This is a genomic window from Burkholderia sp. M6-3 (genome assembly GCF_050858985.1).
Taxonomy (GTDB): Bacteria; Pseudomonadota; Gammaproteobacteria; order Burkholderiales; family Burkholderiaceae; genus Paraburkholderia; species Paraburkholderia caledonica.
The window spans coordinates 470,846-492,000 of the sequence record NZ_CP110090.1 but is presented as its reverse complement, the minus strand read 5'-3'; the positions used below and the strand labels follow the sequence as shown (position 1 = coordinate 492,000).

Sequence of the window (21,155 nt, the reverse complement as noted above, 5' to 3'; positions counted from 1 at the left end):
TCCGGTTGCCCATGGAGTTACCTCAATGACCTCCGGTCACCACTCGCAACAGACAACCACCGAGCGCCCCGCCAACGGCCTCCACTTTGAATTGCTCGGCACTGACGGCCAGGCGCGCCGCGGCCGCGTCACGCTGAATCACGGCGTCGTCGAAACGCCGATCTTCATGCCCGTCGGCACTTATGGCACCGTGAAAGCCGTCCAGCCGCGCGAACTCGAGGAAATGCACGCGCAGATCATCCTCGGCAATACGTTTCACCTCTGGCTGCGCCCGGGGCTCGAAACGATCGGCGCACACGGCGGCCTGCACGGTTTCATGGGCTGGAAAAAGCCGATCCTGACCGACTCCGGCGGCTTCCAGGTGTTTTCGCTCGGCGACCTGCGCAAGATCACCGAAGACGGCGTCACCTTCGCGTCGCCGATCAACGGCGACAAGCTGTTTCTGTCGCCGGAAGTGTCGATGCAGATCCAGAAGGTGCTGAACTCGGACATCGTCATGCAGTTCGACGAATGCACGCCCTATGCAACGAACAACGTGCCGACCTCGCACAAGGAAGCGGCCGACTCCATGCGCATGTCGATGCGCTGGGCGCAGCGCTCGATCGGCGAATTCCAGCGGCTCGGCAATCCGAACGCGCTCTTCGGTATCGTCCAGGGCGGCATGTTCGAGGACCTGCGCGACGAGTCGCTCGCGGGTCTCGCGGAGAAAGACTTCCACGGCCTCGCGATCGGCGGCTTGTCGGTCGGCGAGCCGAAAGAAGACATGATGCGCGTGCTGAATCACATCGGCCCGAAGCTGCCGGCCGACAAGCCGCACTATCTGATGGGCGTCGGCACGCCCGAAGACCTGGTGGCCGGCGTGGCTGCAGGCGTCGATATGTTCGATTGCGTGATGCCTACCCGCAACGCGCGTAACGGCTGGCTCTTCACACGCTTCGGTGACGTCAAGATCCGCAACGCCACGCACAAGAATTCGCTCCGTCCGCTCGACGAGCAATGCGGTTGTTACACGTGCCGAAATTTCACTCGCGGCTACCTGCACCATCTGCATCGCGTGGGGGAAATTCTCGGCGCGCAACTGAATACCATTCACAACCTGCACTACTACCTCGAACTGATGCAGGAAATGCGCGACGCCATCGACGCGAAAATGTTCGAACCGTTCCGCAAGCGCTTTCACGAGAACCGCGCGCGCGGCATCGACGAGGCGCCATGACCGCCTGGTTCGTCGGATTCGGCGGAAGAATCCGTCAGATGCTTGCGGAAAACCTTACAATCTACTTTCGCGGACGGCGATAAACGGCTTTAAACGATTGATCCCAAAGCCGAATCGCCGCGCCGACGCGCGCAATGCCGGTGGTAGAATAACCGGCTGATTTTTTTGATTGAATTGATCTATAACGGAGAGACCAACGTGTCGTTCATTTCCAATGCCTTCGCCCAAGGCACAGCCGCAGGTGGCATCGAATCGAACTTGATGAGCTTCCTGCCGCTGATCCTGATGTTCGGCGTGCTGTACTTCATCATGATTCGCCCGCAAATGAAGCGCCAGAAAGAACATCGCAACATGCTCGCCGCCATGGCCAAGGGCGACGAAGTTGTGACGAACGGCGGCATCGTCGGCAAGGTGACCAAGGTGGGCGAGGCTTACGTCGGCGTCGAAATTTCGGAAGGCACGGAAATCACCGTGCAAAAAGCGTCGGTCACGACGATTCTCCCGAAGGGCACGATCAAGTCGCTGTAAAGGCCTGCTCTCTCGCGTCCGGCGCGGCCTCGCCGGCGATCAGGCAAGCAGACGCCGGATCGCCCGCGCTCATCGCCGGGCGCATCGCTTTCAAGCCAACCTTCCGTTGGACTACTCATGAATCGTTACCCCCTCTGGAAATATGCCGTGATGCTGGTGGCTCTCGTCATCGGCCTCGTGTACACGCTGCCCAACCTGTTCGGCGAAGCGCCGGCGGTGCAGGTGTCGAGCGGCAAGGCAACGGTCAAGCTCGACTCGACCACGCTGTCGGCAGTCGAAGCCGCGCTCGCAGCCAATCAGATCAAAGCAGACGACGTCACGTTCGACAACACGTCGGCCAACGCAAACATTCGCGTGCGCCTGCCGGACACCGACACGCAATTGCGCGTGAAAGATCTGCTGCAGAAGTCGCTGAACAGCGACCCCACCGACCCGCAGTTCATCGTGGCGCTCAACTTGCAAAGTGCGTCGCCGCGCTGGCTGACCGCATTGCACGCGCTGCCCATGTACCTCGGTCTCGACTTGCGCGGCGGTGTGCACTTCCTGCTGCAGGTCGACATGGCGGGCGCGCTGAACAAGAAGCTCGACTCCGACGCGTCGGACGCGCGCACGCTCCTGCGCGACAACAACATTCGCGACGGCGGCGTGAACCGCGTCAACCAGACGGTGGTGATCAATTTCGCCGACCAGGCCACGGCGGACAACGCAGCGAAGCAACTGAGCCGCAGTATCAGCGAACTCCAGTGGACGTCGCAGAACGGCACTGACGGCTCCGTGCAGCTCGTCGGCACCTTCACGCCGGCTGTGCAACGCGCCGTGCAGGACGCCGCGCTCAAGCAGAACATCACCACGTTGCATAACCGCGTGAACGAACTCGGCGTGGCCGAGCCGGTGATCCAGCAACAGGGCGCCGACCGCATCGTGGTCGAACTGCCGGGCGTGCAGGACACGGCGAAGGCGAAGGACATCATCGGCCGCACGGCAACGCTCGAAGCGCGCCTCGCCGATCCGGTCAACACGCATCCGAATCCGTCCGACCCGGTGCCGCCGGGCGACGAGCTGTTCACGCACGGCAACCAGACGCCGGTGCTGCTCAAGAAGCAGATCATTTTCACCGGCGACCGCATTATCGACGCGTCGGCGGGCTTCGACGAACATCAGCGTCCGTCCGTCAACATTCGCCTCGACTCGGCCGGCGGCCGCGCGGTGCGCAGCGTGTCGCGCGACAACATCGGCAAGCCGATGGCAATGGTGCTGTTCGAAAAGGGCAAGGGCGAAGTGCTGACGGTCGCGACCATCCAGTCGGAACTGGGCGATCGCTTCCAGATCACCGGACAGGCCACGCCGCAAGGCGCCGCCGACCTCGCGCTGCTGCTGCGCGCCGGTTCGCTCGCCGCGCCGATGGACATTATCGAAGAACGCACGATCGGCCCGAGCCTTGGTGCCGACAACATCAAGAAGGGCTTCCACTCGGTCGTGTGGGGCTTCGCGGCGATCGCCGTCTTCATGATCGCGTACTACATGCTGTTCGGCGTGATCTCGATGATCGGCCTGTCCGTGAATCTGTTGCTGCTGATCGCAGTGTTGTCGATGCTGCAGGCCACGCTCACGTTGCCCGGCATCGCTGCAATCGCGCTCGCGCTCGGTATGGCGATCGACGCCAACGTGCTGATCAACGAACGCGTGCGTGAAGAACTGCGCAACGGCGCGCCGCCGCAACTGGCCATCCAGAACGGCTACGCGCATGCATGGGCGACGATTCTCGACTCGAACGTCACCACGCTGATCGCCGGTATCGCGCTGCTCGCGTTCGGCTCGGGCCCGGTGCGCGGTTTCGCGATCGTTCACTGTATCGGCATTCTGACGTCGATGTTTTCGGCAGTGTTCTTCTCGCGCGGCATCGTCAACCTTTGGTACGGCGGCAAGAAGAAGCTGAAGTCGCTGGCAATCGGCCAGGTGTGGCGTCCGGAAACGGCGCCTGCGGGCTCCGCGGCTTACCTCGGCACCGACGACGCAGCTACCGACACGGCGCAGGCCATGCGTGCCGCATCGGCCGCCGCCGTGAAGCCAAAGGCGCCGGCCGCTGCCGCGCAGTCGCGCGCGGGCAAGCCGACCGTACGCCGCCGCAATGCACAGGGCACGCCAAACACGCCGCAGAAACCGGGTTCATCCCGCTGAGTCCCGGAGAACAAGACCATGGAATTTTTCCGCTTTCGTAAAGACATTCCGTTCATGCAGCGCGCGTTGATCTTCAACGCGATTTCGCTGCTGACGTTCCTCGCCGCGGTGTTTTTTCTCGTGCACCGGGGACTGCATCTGTCGGTGGAGTTCACCGGCGGTACCGTGATCGAAGTCCAGTATCCGGGCGCCGCGCCGCTCGATCCGGTACGCGGCACGCTGAGCAAGCTTGGCTACGCCGACGCGCAGGTGCAGAACTTCGGCACCTCACGCGACGTGCTGATCCGTTTGCCACTCAAGCAGGGTTTGACGTCCGCGCAGCAAAGCGATCAGGTCATGAGCGCGCTGAAAACCGAAACGCCGCAGGTGCAGTTGCAGCGCGTCGAGTTCGTCGGCCCGCAAGTCGGCAAGGAACTCGCCACCGACGGCTTGCTTGCGCTCGCCTGCGTGGTCGCGGGCATCGTGATCTATCTGTCGTTCCGCTTCGAATGGAAGTACGCCGTGGCGGGCGTGATCGCGAACTTGCACGACGTCGTGATCATTCTCGGGTTCTTCGCGTTTTTCCAGTGGGAGTTCTCGCTGTCGGTGCTGGCCGCCGTCCTTGCGGTGCTCGGCTATTCGGTGAACGAATCGGTGGTTATCTTCGACCGGATTCGTGAGACGTTCCGCCGCGAGCGCAAGATGACCGTGATCGAAGTGATCAACCACGCAATCACCAGCACCATGTCGCGGACCGTCATCACGCACGGTTGTACGCAAATGATGGTGCTGTCGATGTTCCTGTTCGGCGGCCCGACACTGCACTACTTCGCTCTGGCGCTGACGGTCGGTATCCTGTTCGGTATCTACTCGTCGGTGTTCGTTGCCGCGGCGCTTGCCATGTGGTTCGGCGTGAAGCGCGACGATTTGATCAAAGACAAGAAAGAACGCGTCGATCCGAACGATCCGAATGCGGGCGCTCAGGTTTGATCGCGTTGAAGTAAGTAACGCATTGGCGACAGAAAAGGCCGGTTCATCGCGACCGGCCTTTTTCATTTGTGGCGTTGTCCTCAGCGCTTTATTGCCCGCCTCGCCGGGCCCGCCGACTGATTGAAACAGTCGACATCTACCGGAAGCCCAATTTACGCCGCGCCGCAGTCAGCGCCGCGACACTCAGGAGCGCGGCAAAAATCAGGTAGTAACTGGGCGCGGCCTTCGAACCCGTGAAGCCGATCAACCACGCGATGATGAACGGCCCAAAGCCGCCGAAAACCGTCACGGCGATGTTATAGGCAAGCGACATACCGGTCGTGCGTGTCTGCACCGGAAACATCTCCGACAGCAAACCCGGCAGCGCCGCGAAATAGCCTGTCATGAGAAAGCCGAGCACCACCTGGAGTGCGATCAGCGTGCCAAAGGTCGGATGCGCGACGAGATACACGAACGCCGGGTAGATCAGCACGAGAAGCAGCACTGCCGAAATCAGCATGATCGTGGTGCGCCCATGCCGGTCCGACAGATGCCCAACCACCGGCGAAAACACCATCTGAATCAAGCCCGTCAGCGCGATGGCGGAGAACGCGACCGAAGGTGCGAGCCCCAGTTGCTTCACGCCGAAGGTCGGCATGAACAGCACGAGGTAAGTGGACACAGTGCCAAGCACTACTGCGCCAATCGCGATCAGTAGCCGCAGTTTCTGACTCGTGAACGTGTCGCGCAACGGCGTGCTCGTCGTTTCAGCAGCGAGAAACTCCGGCGTTTCATCGAGCTTCGTGCGAATGTACCAGGCGACTGGTCCGATCAGGAGCCCGAAGAAGAACGGCACGCGCCATCCCCAAGATGCCATCTGATCCGGCGTCAGATTGCCCGTAAGTGCGACGCCGAAACCGGCGGCAAGCAGCGTAGTAAGCCCCTGGCTTGCGACCTGCCAGCTTGCGAAAAAGCCGCGCCGCCCCGGCACATGCTCCGCGAGAAAGGCGGTGGCGCTGCCAAACTCACCGCCCGCCGAAAAACCTTGCATCAATCGCGCGATGACGAGAATCACGGGCGCGGCAATGCCAATGCTCCTGTAAGTCGGCAAGACCGCGATGATCAGCGTGCCGCCCATCATCAGCAGAATGGACAGCGTGAGCGCGGCCTTGCGCCCGGCGCGGTCCGCGTATGCGCCAATCACGATCGCGCCGAGCGGACGCATGAAGAACGACACGCCGAACGTGCCAAGCGTGAGCAGCAGCGAAACTGTGTCGTTGCCGGCGGGAAAGAACAGCTTGGCGATGACCACGGCGAAAAAGCCGTAGACCACCAGATCGAACCACTCCAGCGCGTTGCCGATCGATGCGGCGATCACCGCCCGCCACGAATTTCGCCGGCTTCCCGCAAGGCTTGCTGCTGTCGTTGCGTTCATGCAGATCTCCAGTTTGCGCGAATATTATGGATGCGGACTCAGGCCCCATCTCGCCGTATTGGATGCGCGCACAACCAACGCGGTGCCAGCGCTCTATGTACCCGAAAAATTAAACCGAGGCGAGCGGCAAATTACGCGCCCGCGCCGCATAACGCTCGCACGCCGCGATGCGCGGGCCGCTCCATGAAAAAACCGCTTCGTCGCGGAAGCGAACGAAGCGGTCATATATTCAGCGGGACGCGAAGTACTATTTGTGCTGCGCCGCAGCGGCGCCGTTATCGCGTCATCGTGAATCAGTGCGCATGCGCGCACCGCTGCAGTTACTGTTGCTTGATGCCTTCAGCCTGAATATGCAGCTTGGTGTCCATATTGAAACCGTACTTTGTGCCGAAGTCGATACCGTAGTCCGCGCGGTCGAAATGACCGCTCGCTTCCACGCCGCACACTTCGCGCTTGAGCACCGGGTGCTGCATGCACTTGAACGACTCGACCTTCAGGTTCAGCGGCTTCGTCACGCCGTGCAGCGTCAAGGTGCCGACCACTTCCGAAGGCTTGTCGCCGTCGAACTTGATGTCCGTGCCTTTGTAGGTCGCGGCGGGAAACTTCGACACGTCGAAGAATTCAGCCGACTTCAGATGGTCGTCGAGCTTGCCGTTCCCGGTGGCGATCGAAGCGGGATCCACATTCACTTCGACGGTACCCGTTTTTGCAGTGCGGTCCAGCGTGACCGTGCCGGAACTCTTCGTGAACTTGCCGCGCCACACGGAAAGTCCGCCCAAGTGGTCTGCTTCGAAGCTCGGATAGGTGTGAGTCGGGTCGAGCTGATAAGTGTCGGCGGCGGCGAATGCGCTCAGCGAAACACAGGAGGCCAATGCACCGGCGGCGATCAACATGGATGTCTTCAATTCATGCTCCCAGTCAGTTAAAAACGGCTGCACTGAACCGCGCAGCGCAAGTTATTTATGTGCGGCGACGATATGGAACTTGATGACCACGTCATCGGCAACAACCGACGTGTCTTTCCATTCGCCCGTGCCGATGTCGAATTGCGAGCGCTTGATCGGCAACGAACCGTCGAACGTTTGCGTCGCACCTTGCTGCGTCACGGTGACCGGCACCACCACCGTCTGCGATTTGCCCTTGATGGTCAGCTTGCCAGTCACTTTGTACTGGTTACCGCCGGCCGGCGCAATGGCGCTGGAAACGAACGTGGCGCTGGGATAGGTCTTTGCGTCGAACCATTCCTTGCCGCGCACCTGATCGTTGTAGCTCTCGTCGCCGAGATCGTAGCTGCCGACGTCGATGTTGAGCTGAGCGCTGCCCTCGGCCGGCTTGGCCGGGTCGAACTTGATCTGCGCACCGAATTTTCCGAACTTCCCTTCCACCGGCACGTTCATCTGCTTCGACGTGGCCGTCACCGAACTCTTTGCGACATCGACCTGGGCCAGCGCGCTGCCCGTTGCGGTCAGCGAAACCGCGGCAAATGCGGCGAGCATATAGCGATAAAACGAGACCTTCATGGTTGTCCTTATTTGAGGAAGGGAAGCATGCGCGACAGCAAGCCGTCGCGGTCCAGCCACTGATGCTTGAGCGCCGCCGCTACATGCAGCCCGACCAGCACCAGCAATGTGTAATTCAGCACGATATGGACGTTCTTGAGCAGTTCCTTCAGATGCGGGTCGGGCGCGATCAGGCGCGGCAGCGGAATCAGCCCGAGATAGACAACCGGCACATTTGCCGCCGAGCTGTACAGATAGCCGGAGACGGGAATCGCGATCATCAATACATAGAGCAGCAGATGCACGAGGTGCGCGGCGCCGCGCTGCCACGTGGGCATGCGGCGCGGCATCGCCGGAGCACCATGCGTCGCGCGCCATAGAATGCGCACGACGGCCAGCGCAAATACCGTCACGCCAATCCATTTATGCCACGAAAAATAGCGCAGTTTGGTCGGCGTGAAGCCAGGGATGTCGGTCATCACCCAGCCGAGTGCAAAGCCGCAGACGATCAGCAATGCGATCAGCCAATGAAAGGCAATGGCAGTCCGCGTGTACGACTCCCGGCCACCGAATGAAGGGTTGTGTGCCATGACAGGTGAACGCTTGCTAAGAGAGGATAACGGTGCGGCAGGCCCGGCTATTCCGTGCCGATTCAAAGTCTGTCGGCGGGTGGCCAAGCGCCGCGGCCTTCGAGACGCGCCAGGCCGCCATGCTACCCGAAGCGAAAAAAGCTGGCTGCGGCGACGCGAAATTTACCGAAAGGCGACTTGGGGCGCGCCTCGCCACGCCGTTGAACAATTGGGGACGGACGCTGTCAGAGCTTTCATTCACAAGGCGCAGCGCCCACGCGCGCGCCTGCAACGCGTTTGGTACTATTGCTGCACAAATTTTTTCGAACTGCGTTATTCGCCCACACTTGCGACCGGCATTGCACGCTTACTCACATATCGTTGGCCCGCTGCCGTATGGAAAATGACAACCTGATTGCGTGCCACGAGTGCGATACGCTATTCCGCAAGCCGCGGCTTGCCGGGCGCAAACTCGCGCGCTGTCCGCGTTGCCGTGCGACGCTCTACAGCGGCGTCTCGCGCAAGCTGGAGGGCATCAGCGCCATGACGCTCGCCGCGCTGATCACATTCCTGATCGCGCAGGGATTTCCCATCGTCGAACTAGAAACCAATGGCATTACCTCGCAGACCACGCTGTTCGGCGCGCTCGTCGCGCTCTGGAACGAGGACATGCAGATCGTCGCCGTCATGGTGTTCTGCTCGACCATTCTGTTTCCACTCACCGAACTCGTCGCGCTGCTGTACGTTCTGATCCCGCTGCGCTCGGGCTATGTGCCTGCGGGCTTCAACCGCGTCTTGCGCGCTATCCAGTTCGTCCGTCCCTGGGGGATGATCGAAGTGTTCATGCTCGGTGTGCTGATCACCATCGTGAAGATGGTCAGTCTCGCGCGCGTGATACCCGAGGCGGCGCTTTTCGCGTTCGGCGCGCTGACACTGATGTTCGCCGTGGTCGTCACCTTCGACCCGCGCATTCTGTGGGATCTCGCGGACGAACTCGGCGCACGCAGTCAGCGGCCGCTGCCGCGCAGTTCTGCCGATAGCGCGGCACTCGCGGTCGGCGCGGTTGCGGGCCCGCCCGCTCTGCCTGCGCTGCAAGTCGACGCGCAACCAGGCGTAGACCGCGACCAGCCCCCCGACGCAAGCCCCGGCGTACCGCCGGCGCCGCATCGAGGGTGACCCGCGCATGAAATACATCACAGCAAGACGCGCGGGCCTCGTCGCCTGCCACGCGTGTGGACGCGTCGAACCGAGCATCCGCTCGATCACGCCGCAGCATTGCTCACGGTGCGGCTCGCGCCTGCACTCACGCAATCCGGACAGCCTAATGCGCACGTGGGCGCTGCTAATCGCGGCGGCGTTGCTGTATATTCCGGCAAATTTGTTGCCGGTCATGCATACCTCGTCGCTGCTGGGTTCGGAGGACGACACCATCATGAGCGGCGTCGTGTACTTCTGGACGTCCGGCGACTGGCCGCTTGCAGTAATCGTGTTCGTCGCCAGCATCATGGTGCCGATGCTCAAGCTGAGCGTGCTCGCGCTCCTCACCATCACCGCGCAGCGCCGCTCGCGCTGGCGTCCGGAGCAACGCACCACGCTTTACCGGATGGTCGAACGGATCGGCCGCTGGTCGATGCTCGACGTGTTCGTGGTCACATTGACGGTCGCGCTGGTGCGCTTCAAGTCGCTTGCAGTCATCACGGCTGGACCGGGCGCGATCGCGTTCGGCTCGGTGGTAATCCTCACGATGATGGCATCCATGCAATTCGATCCACGGCTCATCTGGGACGACGTGGACGGCAGTACTCAAAAACCTCAGGATCTCGAACATGACTAGCCCGCCAGGACCGACGCCCGCCTCCGATGCGCCGCGCAACGATTCGAACGGACCGCAGCTGCCGCCCCAACTCCCAGACCCCCAGATCGAGCCGCGCAGCCGCTGGCTGCCGTCGCTCGTCTGGGTGATTCCCTTGATCGCCGCACTGATCGGTATTGCGCTCGTCATCAAGTCGGCGACGGAAAAAGGCCCGACCATCACGATCAGTTTCGTCAGCGCCGAAGGGCTCGAGCCCGGCAAAACCAAGGTCAAATACAAGGACGTCGACGTCGGCGCGGTGAAGTCGATCACGTTGTCGAAGGATCTTTCTCACGTGCTCGTGCAGGTGCAGTTGACGAAGGAAGGCGAGGACTTCGCGGTCAAGGACTCGCGCTTTTGGGTCGTGCGACCGCGGGTGGGCGCAAGCGGCGTGTCCGGGCTCACCACCCTGCTTTCCGGCGCCTATATCGGCGCGGACGCCGGCCATTCGCCCGACAGTGAGAAGAATTTTGTCGGCCTCGAAACACCCCCGCCTGTTACCGGCGACCAGAAGGGCCACCAATTCATCCTGCACGGCGATTCGCTGGGCTCGATCGACATCGGTTCGCCTATTTTCTACCGTCGCGTGCAGGTCGGCCAGGTGGTCGGCTTCTCGCTCGACAAGGACGGCACCGGCGTGACGATGCAGGTGTTCGTGTCCGCACCGTTCGACCAGTACGTCGGCACCAATTCACGCTGGTGGCATGCGAGCGGCGTCGATCTGCGGCTCGATTCGAGCGGTTTCAAGCTGAATACGCAGTCGCTCGCAACGGTGATCGTCGGCGGTTTGTCGTTCCAGTCGCCGCCCGGCCAGGGGGTGGGCGCGCAGGCACCGAACAACATGACGTTCCGCCTCGGTTCGGACGAAGGCGACGCGATGCGCGAGCCGGACGGCGAGCCGCTGCGCGTCGTGATGAACTTCAATCAGTCGCTGCGTGGGCTGTCGGTCGGCGCTACGGTGGACTTCCGCGGCATCGTGCTAGGTCAGGTGACGAACATCGGCATCGACTACGATCCGAAGACGCGCAGCTTCACGATGCCCGTGACCATGAATATCTACCCGGACCGCCTCGGCAAGCGCTTCCGCGAAACGGCTCCGACGCCGGGCAGCCTTGCCGGTCAGAACCTGTTGCAACAGCTGGTCAAACACGGTCTGCGCGGCCAGTTGCGCACGGGCAATCTGATCACGAGCCAGCTCTATGTTGCGCTCGATATCTTCCCGAAGGCGCCGCCGGCCACCGTCGACGTAGCAAGCGATCCGCTCGAATTGCCGACCATTCCGAACACGCTCGACGAGTTGCAGCTCCAGGTGGCGGACATCGCGAAGAAGCTCGACAAGGTACCGTTCGACCAGATCGGCAACAACCTGAACAGCGCGCTGAAGAATGCCGATCAGCTCTTCAAGCGCCTCGACACGGAAGTCGTGCCGCAAGCCCGCGACACGCTGGCGGCGGCGAAGCAGACCTTCGGCTCGGCGGAGGCGACGTTGCAGCAGGACTCGCCGTTGCAGTCGGACGTGCATCAGGCGTTGCAGGAATTGACGCGGACGTTGCAGTCGCTGAATGCGCTGTCGGATTATCTGGAGCGTCACCCCGAATCGTTATTGCGCGGTAAAGCAGGAGATAAACCATGATGTTTGGCCGCCTTTCCAGACTGTCCCGGCTTTCGCGCCTGCCGGGCGGGCGCGCGCGCAACGCTTTCCAAGCCAGTGCACTCGTCGCCTTGCTCGCACTGGCGGCGTGTGCATCGCCGAGTAGCCGGTTCTATACGCTCGGCGGCGCAAGTGTGGGCGCGTCAGCGGGCGCGTCGAGCGTGCGTACGGCGGCGGCGCCGGCGTGGCTGATCGAAGTCGCACCGATCGACGTGCCGCCGCAAGTTGCCAAGACGCAGTTGGTCGTGCAAACAGGCCCGACTCAGGTGAAGGTGCTGGAAGAGGAACGTTGGGCGTCACTGCCGGGCGACGAACTGCGCCGGGCGTTGTCGACGAGTCTCACGCAACAGTTGAATACGATCGATGTGTATGGCACCGCTTATTCCGATACGACGCCTGTGTATCGCGTGAGCATGAATGTGCAGCGGTTCGAATCCTGGCCGGGGTCGCATGCGTTGATCGACGCGGTGTGGAGTGTGCGGGCTGTTCGGAGTACTGCTGTGATGACTTGTCGCAGCGTCGTGAGCGAGCAGGTCGGGAGTGGGTACAACTCGCTCGTCGATGGGCATCGGAGGGCTTTGCGGCGGGTTTCTGAGCAGGTGGCGGGGGCTTTGCGGGCGATGGCTGCTGCTTCTTCTGCTTCTGCCAGTGCCGCTGCTGCTGGCGCTTCTGCTTCGCAGGCAAAGGGAGCGACGCGGGTGAGCGTGCCGGCTTGTCCTTCCGACGGGGCAGCTGTTGCTGCGGGGTAGGTTTCGAAGGAGCTTGGGTTCCTTCGCCGTTTGAACCCCTTGGCCTTTCCTTGATTTCACGGTGGTCTATTGGCGTTGCCCCTGTGCGGGGCGGCACTTACTTTCTTTGCATGCCGCAAAGAAAGTAAGCAAAGAAAGCGGCTTTGCACCGCTAGCTCATAAGTGGGTCCCCTGGCTAAGAGGGGTAGTGGTGCGTCTGGAATCTGTACCCTCGCACACTCCGCGTTTGTGACAAGGCAGTCATACCTCCCGCCTCGCACTGCGAGCTCGTCGGAAAGGTCTGCTTCAAAACCGCTCGCCTGGATTCTTCGCGCACGGTCGCGAGGGCAAGACAATCGGCGTAGGTCCAGCGGTTTTGCGAACAACCGCCGCGGCGCGCGAAAAAGTAAGTGCCGCCCCACACGGGCAACGCCAATGGACCATCGCGATCTCAACGAAACGCCTACGGCTCCAAAACCCCCGCCCCCCGTCAGCGAAAAAACGCGCCAGCCAACCGCGTACAATACGCCCTTACCCAACGCCCACCGGCTCGCCCCACCCCATGTCCTTTGATTTCTTCCTCCCCTGCCCGCGCGGCCTCGAAGCCTCGCTCGCCACTGAACTCGCCGAAATCGCTGCGAAACATCTGAACGGCGCGCCATTCTCGGCGGGCTCGCAAGTCCCCGGCGGCGTGCATTTCCGCGGCGGTTGGGCGGCCGGCATGGCGGCCAATTTGCATTCGCGCATCGCGAGCCGCGTGTTGCTGAAAATCGCGCATCGCCCGTATCGCAGTGAACAGGACATCTACGCGCTCGCCGTCGAACAACGTTGGGAGCAGTGGTTCTCGGCGAACGAGACTTTGCGCGTCGACGTCACCGCGATCAAGTCGCCTCTGCGCAGCCTCGAATTCACCACGCTGCGCGTAAAGGACGCCATCTGCGATCGGCTGCGCGAAGTCAGCGGCGCGCGCCCGAACATCGACACCGCGACGCCCGACGTCCGCGTATTCGCGTTTCTCACCGCGACCGACTGCACGCTCTACCTCGACACATCCGGCGACCCGCTCTTCAAGCGCGGCTGGCGCCTCGACAAGGGCGCCGCGCCGCTGCGCGAAAATCTCGCGGCGGGCATCCTGCGTCTGACGGGCTGGAATGCAGGCACGCCGCTGTACGACCCGATGTGCGGCAGCGGCACGTTCCTCGCCGAAGCCGCGCAAGTCGCGCTGAACATCGCGCCGGGCGCGGAGCGCCGCTTCGGCTTCGAAAAGCTCAAGCAATACGACAGCAAAACCTGGCAAACACTGAAGGCCGCCGCGCTCGACGCCAAGCACGCCGCTCGTACCTCGCGCGCCGATCTGCAAATATTCGGCAGCGATATTTCCGGCGACATGCTCGACAAAGCGCGTGCGAATTTTCAGCGCGCAGGCTTGCCGTCGATCCCGCTCAAACAGGTCGACGCTCGCGGCATGACGCCGCCGAGCTCCGAGCCGGGCATTCTCGTCGCGAATCCTCCGTACGGCGAGCGGATCGAAGTGCGCGGGCGCAACGCGCGAGGCGAAATCCGCGAGCCGCGCAACCGCGATAATCGCGATGACGACAGCTTCCGCCGCGCTCAGGAAGAAACGCCCGACAGCGAATTTTTCCAGTCGCTCGGCGACGCGCTCAAGCAGCGCTTCACCGGTTGGCACGCGTTCATCCTGACTTCGGATCGCAAGCTGCCCGGCCAATTGCGTCTGCGCGAATCGACCAAGACGCCGCTTTTCAACGGCGCGCTCGAATGCCGGCTATTCCGCTTCGATCTGATTGCGGGCAGCGTGCGCCAGCGCCCGCAGAGCGACACGCCCGCCGATTGACGCGAGCCGCTCGCCGCGCACCGTTTCCGGCGCAGAGGCGCGGCTTGCGCACCTCATAAACCCGAGCACAGACGGAAGCACAAGTAGAAGCAGAAGCAGGACAAAGAAACCGCGGAACCGATTTCCGCGGTTTTTTTTCGCGTCGCCGAAACCGCACGCCCGACTCCTCTCCCTGGCACCCTCCTGACACCACGCTGTCAGCAGCACACCCGCACACTTCTCCTCACGCCATCCGGCGCTTTATACGGCATATCCGCCGTCCATCCAACGAACCATCTTGCATGGGACCAGAGCAAGCGCTGAAGCACTGGCTCGGGTCAACAGGAGAGTGTCATGTCTGCATCGTCGAAAGTTGTTGCATGGTTTGAGATCCCGTCCGTCGATTTCGATCGCGCCGTCCGGTTCTATGAAGCCGCGCTCGACGTCAAACTGAATCGTCAGGAAATCGGTGGCCAGCCGATTGCCGTGTTCGGCTACGAAGAACCGGCCACGGGCGGCGCGATCGTCCACAGTCCGTCGATGACGCCCAACGGCGACGGCGTGCTCGTCTACCTGAATGCGCAGCCGACCGTGGACGCCGCCCTCGCCCGCATCGAAGAAGCCGGCGGCAAGACCGACGGGCCGGTCGTCAAGCTGCCGCAGGACATCGGCTATATCGCGTTCTTCACCGATACTGAAGGCAACCGCCTCGGCCTGCACTCGCGGACCAACGGCTAGGGCGCAGAGCGGCGAACAGAGCGCACTCAACGCAGCACTAAGCGCGACGCGCACGGCGTCCGAACGCTGACCGGAGCGCGGCATGCGGCGCTATCATCGCGGGACTGTCCCTGTCCTTTTCTACAAGACGCCCACGATGACGCGCCGCGCCGACCGCCTGTTCCAGATCGCCGAACTGCTGCGCGGCCGGCGTCTGACCACCGCGCAACAACTCGCCGACTGGCTCAACATCTCGCTGCGCACGGTCTATCGCGATGTGCGCGATCTGCAATTGTCGGGCGTGCCGATCGAGGGCGAGGCCGGCATTGGCTACCGGCTGAGCCGCGCGGCGAGTCTGCCCCCGCTCACCTTCACCGCCGACGAACTCGCAGCACTCGCCGCCGGCGCGCGCATGCTGGAATCCTGGGGCGGCGCCGACTTTGCAAGCGGAGCGCGCGGCGCGCTCGCCAAGATTGCCTCGGCGATGCCGGCGGACAAGCGCGCGTCGCTCGAAAGACTCGCTGTCTTCGCGCCGTCGTTTCATATCAGGAGTGATTTCTCGGCACAGCTTGACACGCTGCATCGAGCAATCGACACACGGCAAGTGGTGAGCTTTTCGTACACCGATGCAAACGGCGCCGCAACCGAGCGCCGCGTGTGGCCGCTCGCGCTCGCGTATTGGGGCGCGCGCTGGACGCTAGGCGCGTGGTGTGAATTGCGCGGCGACTTCCGCAATTTTGGACTGGAGCGGATTCAGGAACTGGAAGTGCGCGAACCTTATCCGGACCAGCAAGGCAGGCGACTCGCGGACCTGTTGCGGCACGTCAACGCAAAGCCGCGCTAACGCGACAACGCGAGACATGCGTCGCGGCTGCCGGATTTTAAAAATACAGACTTCAGTGTGGATGGAGTCCCGCGTCAACGGTCAAAAATCCGCGAGACTCCCTTACGCGTCTAGTCGACCGCCTTCACCATATCTTCGATCACCTTCTTGGCGTCGCCGAACACCATCATCGTCTTGTCCATGTAGAAGAGGTCGTTGTCGAGCCCGGCATAACCCGCCGCCATCGAGCGCTTGTTCACAATGACAGTGCGCGCCTTGTACGCCTCGATGATCGGCATGCCCGCAATCGGCGACTTGGGATCGTTCTTCGCGGCCGGGTTCACCACGTCGTTTGCGCCGAGCACGAGCACCACGTCGACCTGGCCGAACTCGCCGTTGATGTCGTCCATCTCGAACACCATGTCGTACGGCACTTCGGCTTCGGCGAGCAGCACGTTCATATGGCCAGGCATCCGTCCGGCCACCGGGTGAATCGCGTACTTGACCTCGATGCCCTTCTCGACGAGCTTGTCGGTCAACTCCTTCAACGCATGCTGCGCGCGCGCCACCGCAAGGCCGTAGCCCGGCACGATCACGACCGTTTCGGCGTTGCCGAGCATGAACGACGCATCGTCGGCGGAACCGGATTTCACCGGACGCTGCTCGGCCGAGCCGCCCGCTGCCGCCGCGCCCGCCTCATTGCCGAAGCCGCCCAGAATCACGTTGAAGAACGAGCGGTTCATCGCGCGGCACATGATGTAAGACAGAATCGCACCCGAGGACCCAACCAGCGAGCCCGCGATAATCAGCATCGGATTGTTGAGCGAGAATCCGATCCCCGCCGCCGCCCAGCCCGAGTACGAGTTGAGCATGGACACGACGACCGGCATATCCGCGCCGCCGATCGGAATGATGATCAGCACGCCGAGCACGAACGCGATGGCCGTCATGACAATGAACGGCAGCCACGACTGCGTAAAAAAGAAGATGATGCCGAAGCCGAGCATCGCGATGGCGAGCATCAGGTTGATCAGGTGCTGGCCTGCATACACCACCGGCGCGCCCTGAAAGAGGCGAAACTTGTATTTGCCCGAGAGCTTGCCGAACGCGATCACCGAACCGCTAAAAGTAATTGCGCCGACGAACGTGCCGATAAACAGCTCGACGCGATTACCGTAAGGCAGAAACCCCGGCACCGGATACTCGGGATCGACGAGACCGAACGCGGCCGGCTCCGACACCACCGCGTACGCGATGCAGACCGCCGCCAGACCGATCAGCGAGTGCATGGCCGCGACGAGTTCCGGCATCTTGGTCATCTCGACGCGCGCGGCGACAAACGCGCCTATAGCGCCGCCGATAATCAAAGCGACCAGCAGCAGTCCAAGCCCCAGGCCAAGATTCGATCCGAGCGCGGTGGCCTGCTTGGCGATCAAGGCAATGGTCGTGAGAATCGCAATTGCCATCCCGACCATGCCAAACGTATTGCCGATGCGCGCGGTCTTCGGATTCGACAGCCCCTTGAGCGCCTGAATGAAGCAGACGGACGCGACCAGATAAAGCAGCGTGACGACGTTCAGGCTCATTACGCGTTCTCCTTGCTCTTGTCGGCGATCAGCTTCTTCGGCTCTTTCTTGCGGAACATCTCAAGCATTCGCCGCGTGACGAGGAAGCCGCCGAACACGTTGACCGCCGCGAGCGCGACGGCAAGCGTGCCAAAGAACTTGCCCGGCGTGCCGAGCGTGAGGCCGGTTGCCAGCATTGCGCCGACAATCACGATCGCCGAAATGGCATTCGTCACGGCCATGAGCGGCGTGTGCAGGGCCGGCGTGACGTTCCAGACCACGTGGTAGCCGACGTAAATCGCCAGCACGAAAATGATCAGGTTGATGACGGTGTGGTTGAGCACTTCCATCGCCGTTTCTCCTCGGTGGATTCGTTTTATGCCTTGCGCGCGACTTCGCCGTCGCGTGCAAGCAGCGTGGCGGCGACGATGTCGTCGGCGAGGTCGATATTCAGCGCGCCTTCCTTCGTCACGATCAGCTTGAGGAAGTCGAGCAGATTGCGCGCGTAGAGCGACGAAGCGTCGGCGGGCACCATCGAGGCCAGATTCGTGTAGCCGACAATCGTCACACCATGCTTGACGACCACCTTGTCGGCTTCGGTCAGCGGACAGTTGCCGCCGCGCTGCCCTTCATAGTCCGCGCCGCGGCCCGCGGCAAGGTCGACCAGCACGGAGCCCGGCTTCATCGCCTGCACGGTTTCGACTGAGATCAGCGTCGGCGCCGCACGGCCGGGAATCAGGGCGGTGGAGATCACCACGTCGGCCTGCTTCGCGCGCTCGTGGACGAGCGCCGACTGCCGCTGCAGCCACGAGGGCGGCATGGGACGCGCATAGCCGCCGACGCCTTGGGCGGCTTCGCGCTCTTCATCGGTTTCATACGGCACGTCGAGAAACTTCGCGCCGAGCGATTCGATCTGTTCTTTCACGGCCGGACGGACGTCGGACGCTTCGATCACGGCACCGAGGCGCTTGGCCGTCGCGATTGCCTGCAAGCCCGCCACGCCCGCGCCGAGAATCAGCACGCGCGCGGCTTTTACGGTGCCGGCCGCGGTCATCAGCATCGGCATGAAGCGCGGGTACAACGTCGCCGCGAGCAGCACTGCCTTGTATCCGGCGATGTTCGCCTGCGACGACAGCACGTCGAGGCTTTGCGCTCGGGTCGTTCTGGGCGCGGCTTCGAGCGCGAAAGCGGTAACGCCGGCGGCAGCCAGTTTTAGCGCATTCTCTGCATTGAACGGATCGAGCATGCCGACCAGCACCGCGCCGCGCTTGAGGAGCGGCAGTTCGGCTTCGGTTGGAGATTGCACTTTGAGGACGAGCTCGGCGCCAAACGCGCTGGCGGCGTCGACGATTTCCGCTCCGGCGGCTGTGAAGGCGTCGTCGGGAAAGCTGGCGCCAGCTCCGGCGCCGCTCTGGATGGTGACCCGATGGCCCTGGCTCACGAACTTCTTGACCGTTTCGGGCGTCGCGGCGACGCGGGTTTCGTGCGCGCGCGTCTCGGCTGGCACTCCGATGTGCATCGTGCTTCCTCCTCGACTTACTGTTTGACGACAGATCGGCCGACGAGGCACGCCGGCTTGCAGGTGCAACGGCTAACGCCTCACTTTACCCGAAACATGGGGGGCGGCAGAAATCGGGGACAATCCGGGGGTGCCGGTGGGCTGGCGCGCGCGGGGGGCCGTGCGTTTCGGGGTCCGGTGGCCATCCTGGGCCGCGTGCGAGCCGCGCGCCCGCAGCCCGCGGTCCAACCGCCCGTCCCGCCGGCCGCCCGCTTCCCGGCAGCGAGTGCCCATAAACGGTAAAATGCGCACCCATGAAACCGGAAACCTGGCTGCCGCACGTGACCGTCGCGGCCATCGTCGAGCGTGACGGGCGCTTTCTCGTGGTCGAGGAACACACGGCGGCCGGTCTGCGCCTGAATCAGCCGGCCGGCCATCTGGAAGCCGGCGAAACGTTGCTGGAAGCCGTGGTCCGCGAGACGCTCGAAGAAACCGCGCACCCGTTCACACCCGAGGCGCTGGTCGGCATGTACATGACGCATTTCGAGCGGCCGGACAGCGAAGGCGTCACGTATTTGCGCTTCACTTATTGCGGCACCGGCGGCGAACCCGAGGCAACACGCGCGCTCGATCCCGACATTGTGCGAACGTCGTGGATGAGCGCCGACGAACTGCGCGCCTGCCCTGAACGGCACCGCACGCCGCTCGTCATGCAATGCATCGACGATTACCTGGCAGGCCGGCGTTTCCCGCTCGACTTCGTGCATACGCATTCGGTCGGGCCGAAAAGGTAACCGCGGATAAAACCGCACGGCAGCAGCGACCCACGATCCATGAAGTTTCGCAGTACCCAGTGAGCATCTTATGAGCAAGCAGAAAGTCGTAGTAGGCATGTCGGGCGGCGTCGATTCGTCGGTTACCGCGTGGCTGCTGAAGGAACAGGGCTACGACGTGGTCGGCCTGTTTATGAAGAACTGGGAAGACGACGACGACAGCGAATACTGCTCGACGCGCCAGGACTGGATCGACGTGGTGTCGGTCGCGGACCTGATCGGCATCGACGTGGAAGCGGTCAACTTCGCGTCCGAATACAAAGACCGCGTGTTCGCCGAGTTCCTGCGCGAATATTCCGCGGGGCGCACGCCGAACCCGGACGTGCTGTGCAACGCCGAAATCAAATTCAAGGCCTTTCTCGACCACGCTATGTCGCTCGGCGCGGAAACCATCGCGACCGGCCACTACGCGCGCGTGCGCGAGAACAATGGCCGCTTCGAATTGCTGAAGGCGTTCGACCATACGAAAGATCAGTCGTACTTTCTACATAGGTTGAACCAGGCGCAGTTGTCGAAAACGCTGTTTCCGCTCGGCGAAATACCCAAAACGAAGGTGCGCGAAATCGCCGAACAGATCGCGCTGCCCAATGCGAAGAAGAAGGATTCAACCGGCATCTGCTTTATCGGCGAACGGCCGTTCCGCGACTTCCTGAACCGCTATCTGCCGACCAGGCCGGGCCCGATGAAAACTACCGACGGCAAAACGGTCGGCGAACACATCGGACTCGCGTTTTACACGTTCGGACAGCGCAAGGGCATCGGTCTCGGCGGCAGCAAGGAAGGCAGCGGCGAGCCGTGGTTCGTGGCGGGTAAGGACATCGCGTCGAATACGCTGTACGTCGCGCAAGGTCACGATCATCCGTGGCTCCTGAGTCATACGCTCAGCGCGGGCAACACGAGCTGGGTCGCGGGCGAGCCGCCGGCGGAAGGCTTCGCCTGCGGCGCGAAGACCCGCTACCGGCAGGCAGATGCACGCTGCACTTTCACGACGGCGAACTACGACGAGAGCCTCTTCGAACTCAATTTCGACGATGCGCAATGGGCTGTCACACCGGGGCAATCGGCGGTGCTCTACGATGGCGACGTCTGTCTCGGCGGCGGCATCATCGAACATGCTGCGACTGCGCAGCCAACCGCGCGCGAGCCGCAAAAAGCGGCGTTGCTGAGCGTGCGTTAAAGCCGCTCGCGTCTCCCGGCAGTGTGCTTTTCCCAACGGGCAGTCGCTCGTTTTCATTCGCGGTGGATCCGTCCGCGCCGCCGGCGCCGGCGATCCCTCCGCGACGA

General features: G+C 62.6%; 20 protein-coding genes. 13 read left to right on the top strand and 7 right to left on the bottom strand.

Annotated elements, in window-relative coordinates:
- Positions 1–25: 25 nt before the first annotated feature.
- From tgt to secF, 4 genes are all read left to right on the top strand, one after another.
- Entirely contained in the window at positions 26–1,216 is a 1,191-nt protein-coding gene (gene tgt, locus OH764_RS02180; protein WP_498847872.1) for a tRNA guanosine(34) transglycosylase Tgt, read from the top strand.
- A gap of 198 nt (positions 1,217–1,414) precedes the next feature.
- On the top strand, positions 1,415–1,744 hold the full coding sequence (yajC, locus tag OH764_RS02175) for a preprotein translocase subunit YajC (RefSeq protein ID WP_020069679.1): 330 nt from the start codon (positions 1,415–1,417) through the stop codon (positions 1,742–1,744).
- 117 nt (positions 1,745–1,861) lie between these two features.
- Positions 1,862–3,922, top strand: coding sequence for a protein translocase subunit SecD (gene secD, locus OH764_RS02170; protein WP_087750842.1), 2,061 nt, complete (start codon positions 1,862–1,864; stop codon positions 3,920–3,922).
- Between the two features lie 18 nt (positions 3,923–3,940).
- The gene (gene secF / locus OH764_RS02165; RefSeq protein ID WP_110402672.1) at positions 3,941–4,891 is read left to right on the top strand and encodes a protein translocase subunit SecF; all 951 of its coding nucleotides are present in this window, start codon (positions 3,941–3,943) and stop codon (positions 4,889–4,891) included.
- A gap of 136 nt (positions 4,892–5,027) precedes the next feature.
- On the opposite strand, the gene OH764_RS02160 is transcribed toward secF, so the two are convergent.
- The 4 genes from OH764_RS02160 to OH764_RS02145 form a co-directional block, all read right to left on the bottom strand.
- Positions 5,028–6,305 (bottom strand): MFS transporter, encoded by a 1,278-nt coding sequence (locus tag OH764_RS02160; protein WP_498847871.1) that lies wholly within the window; start codon positions 6,303–6,305, stop codon positions 5,028–5,030.
- Between the two features lie 320 nt (positions 6,306–6,625).
- Positions 6,626–7,198 carry a YceI family protein gene (locus tag OH764_RS02155; protein ID WP_498848855.1) on the bottom strand — a complete coding sequence of 191 codons (573 nt, stop codon included), beginning with the start codon at positions 7,196–7,198 and terminating at the stop codon, positions 6,626–6,628.
- A 63-nt stretch (positions 7,199–7,261) separates the two neighbouring features.
- Complete coding sequence (locus tag OH764_RS02150; RefSeq protein WP_498847870.1) at positions 7,262–7,825, bottom strand: YceI family protein; 564 nt, start codon at positions 7,823–7,825, stop codon at positions 7,262–7,264.
- A gap of 8 nt (positions 7,826–7,833) precedes the next feature.
- On the bottom strand, positions 7,834–8,394 hold the full coding sequence (locus OH764_RS02145; protein ID WP_498847869.1) for a cytochrome b: 561 nt from the start codon (positions 8,392–8,394) through the stop codon (positions 7,834–7,836).
- Between the two features lie 375 nt (positions 8,395–8,769).
- Here OH764_RS02145 and OH764_RS02140 point away from each other — a divergent pair, with 375 nt between their 5' ends.
- The 7 genes from OH764_RS02140 to OH764_RS02110 all read left to right on the top strand — a co-directional run bounded on the left by OH764_RS02140 (position 8,770) and on the right by OH764_RS02110 (position 15,996).
- The gene (locus OH764_RS02140; protein WP_498847868.1) at positions 8,770–9,549 is read left to right on the top strand and encodes a paraquat-inducible protein A; all 780 of its coding nucleotides are present in this window, start codon (positions 8,770–8,772) and stop codon (positions 9,547–9,549) included.
- Between the two features lie 7 nt (positions 9,550–9,556).
- Complete coding sequence (locus OH764_RS02135; RefSeq protein ID WP_498847867.1) at positions 9,557–10,207, top strand: paraquat-inducible protein A; 651 nt, start codon at positions 9,557–9,559, stop codon at positions 10,205–10,207.
- On the top strand, positions 10,200–11,858 hold the full coding sequence (locus tag OH764_RS02130) for a PqiB family protein (RefSeq protein WP_498847866.1): 1,659 nt from the start codon (positions 10,200–10,202) through the stop codon (positions 11,856–11,858). Before OH764_RS02135 ends, OH764_RS02130 begins: the two co-directional genes overlap by 8 nt.
- Positions 11,855–12,625, top strand: a complete 771-nt coding sequence (locus tag OH764_RS02125; RefSeq protein WP_498847865.1) for a PqiC family protein — start codon at positions 11,855–11,857, stop codon at positions 12,623–12,625. Before OH764_RS02130 ends, OH764_RS02125 begins: the two co-directional genes overlap by 4 nt.
- A gap of 541 nt (positions 12,626–13,166) precedes the next feature.
- Positions 13,167–14,456, top strand: a complete 1,290-nt coding sequence (locus OH764_RS02120; RefSeq protein WP_498847864.1) for a THUMP domain-containing class I SAM-dependent RNA methyltransferase — start codon at positions 13,167–13,169, stop codon at positions 14,454–14,456.
- A gap of 333 nt (positions 14,457–14,789) precedes the next feature.
- Complete coding sequence (locus OH764_RS02115; RefSeq protein ID WP_498847863.1) at positions 14,790–15,173, top strand: VOC family protein; 384 nt, start codon at positions 14,790–14,792, stop codon at positions 15,171–15,173.
- 82 nt (positions 15,174–15,255) lie between these two features.
- The gene (locus OH764_RS02110; protein WP_087750849.1) at positions 15,256–15,996 is read left to right on the top strand and encodes a helix-turn-helix transcriptional regulator; all 741 of its coding nucleotides are present in this window, start codon (positions 15,256–15,258) and stop codon (positions 15,994–15,996) included.
- 110 nt (positions 15,997–16,106) lie between these two features.
- Here the strand turns inward: OH764_RS02110 and OH764_RS02105 are convergent, their stop codons facing one another.
- From OH764_RS02105 to OH764_RS02095, 3 genes are read right to left on the bottom strand one after another with little or no spacing between them, the layout of a single operon-like run.
- Entirely contained in the window at positions 16,107–17,561 is a 1,455-nt protein-coding gene (locus tag OH764_RS02105) for an NAD(P)(+) transhydrogenase (Re/Si-specific) subunit beta (protein ID WP_087750850.1), read from the bottom strand.
- Positions 17,561–17,890, bottom strand: a complete 330-nt coding sequence (locus OH764_RS02100) for an NAD(P) transhydrogenase subunit alpha part 2 (RefSeq protein WP_006047931.1) — start codon at positions 17,888–17,890, stop codon at positions 17,561–17,563. The genes OH764_RS02105 and OH764_RS02100 overlap by 1 nt, the downstream gene beginning before the upstream one ends.
- Before the next feature lie 26 nt (positions 17,891–17,916).
- The gene (locus OH764_RS02095) at positions 17,917–19,059 is read right to left on the bottom strand and encodes an NAD(P) transhydrogenase subunit alpha (RefSeq protein ID WP_498847862.1); all 1,143 of its coding nucleotides are present in this window, start codon (positions 19,057–19,059) and stop codon (positions 17,917–17,919) included.
- Between the two features lie 293 nt (positions 19,060–19,352).
- On the opposite strand from OH764_RS02095, the gene OH764_RS02090 reads away from it, so the two are divergent.
- Positions 19,353–19,832, top strand: a complete 480-nt coding sequence (locus OH764_RS02090) for an NUDIX hydrolase (protein ID WP_498847861.1) — start codon at positions 19,353–19,355, stop codon at positions 19,830–19,832.
- Between the two features lie 70 nt (positions 19,833–19,902).
- Positions 19,903–21,048: an MnmA/TRMU family protein gene (gene mnmA / locus OH764_RS02085; RefSeq protein WP_498847860.1), complete on the top strand. Its 1,146-nt coding sequence runs from the start codon at positions 19,903–19,905 to the stop codon at positions 21,046–21,048.
- Positions 21,049–21,155 lie beyond the last annotated feature (107 nt).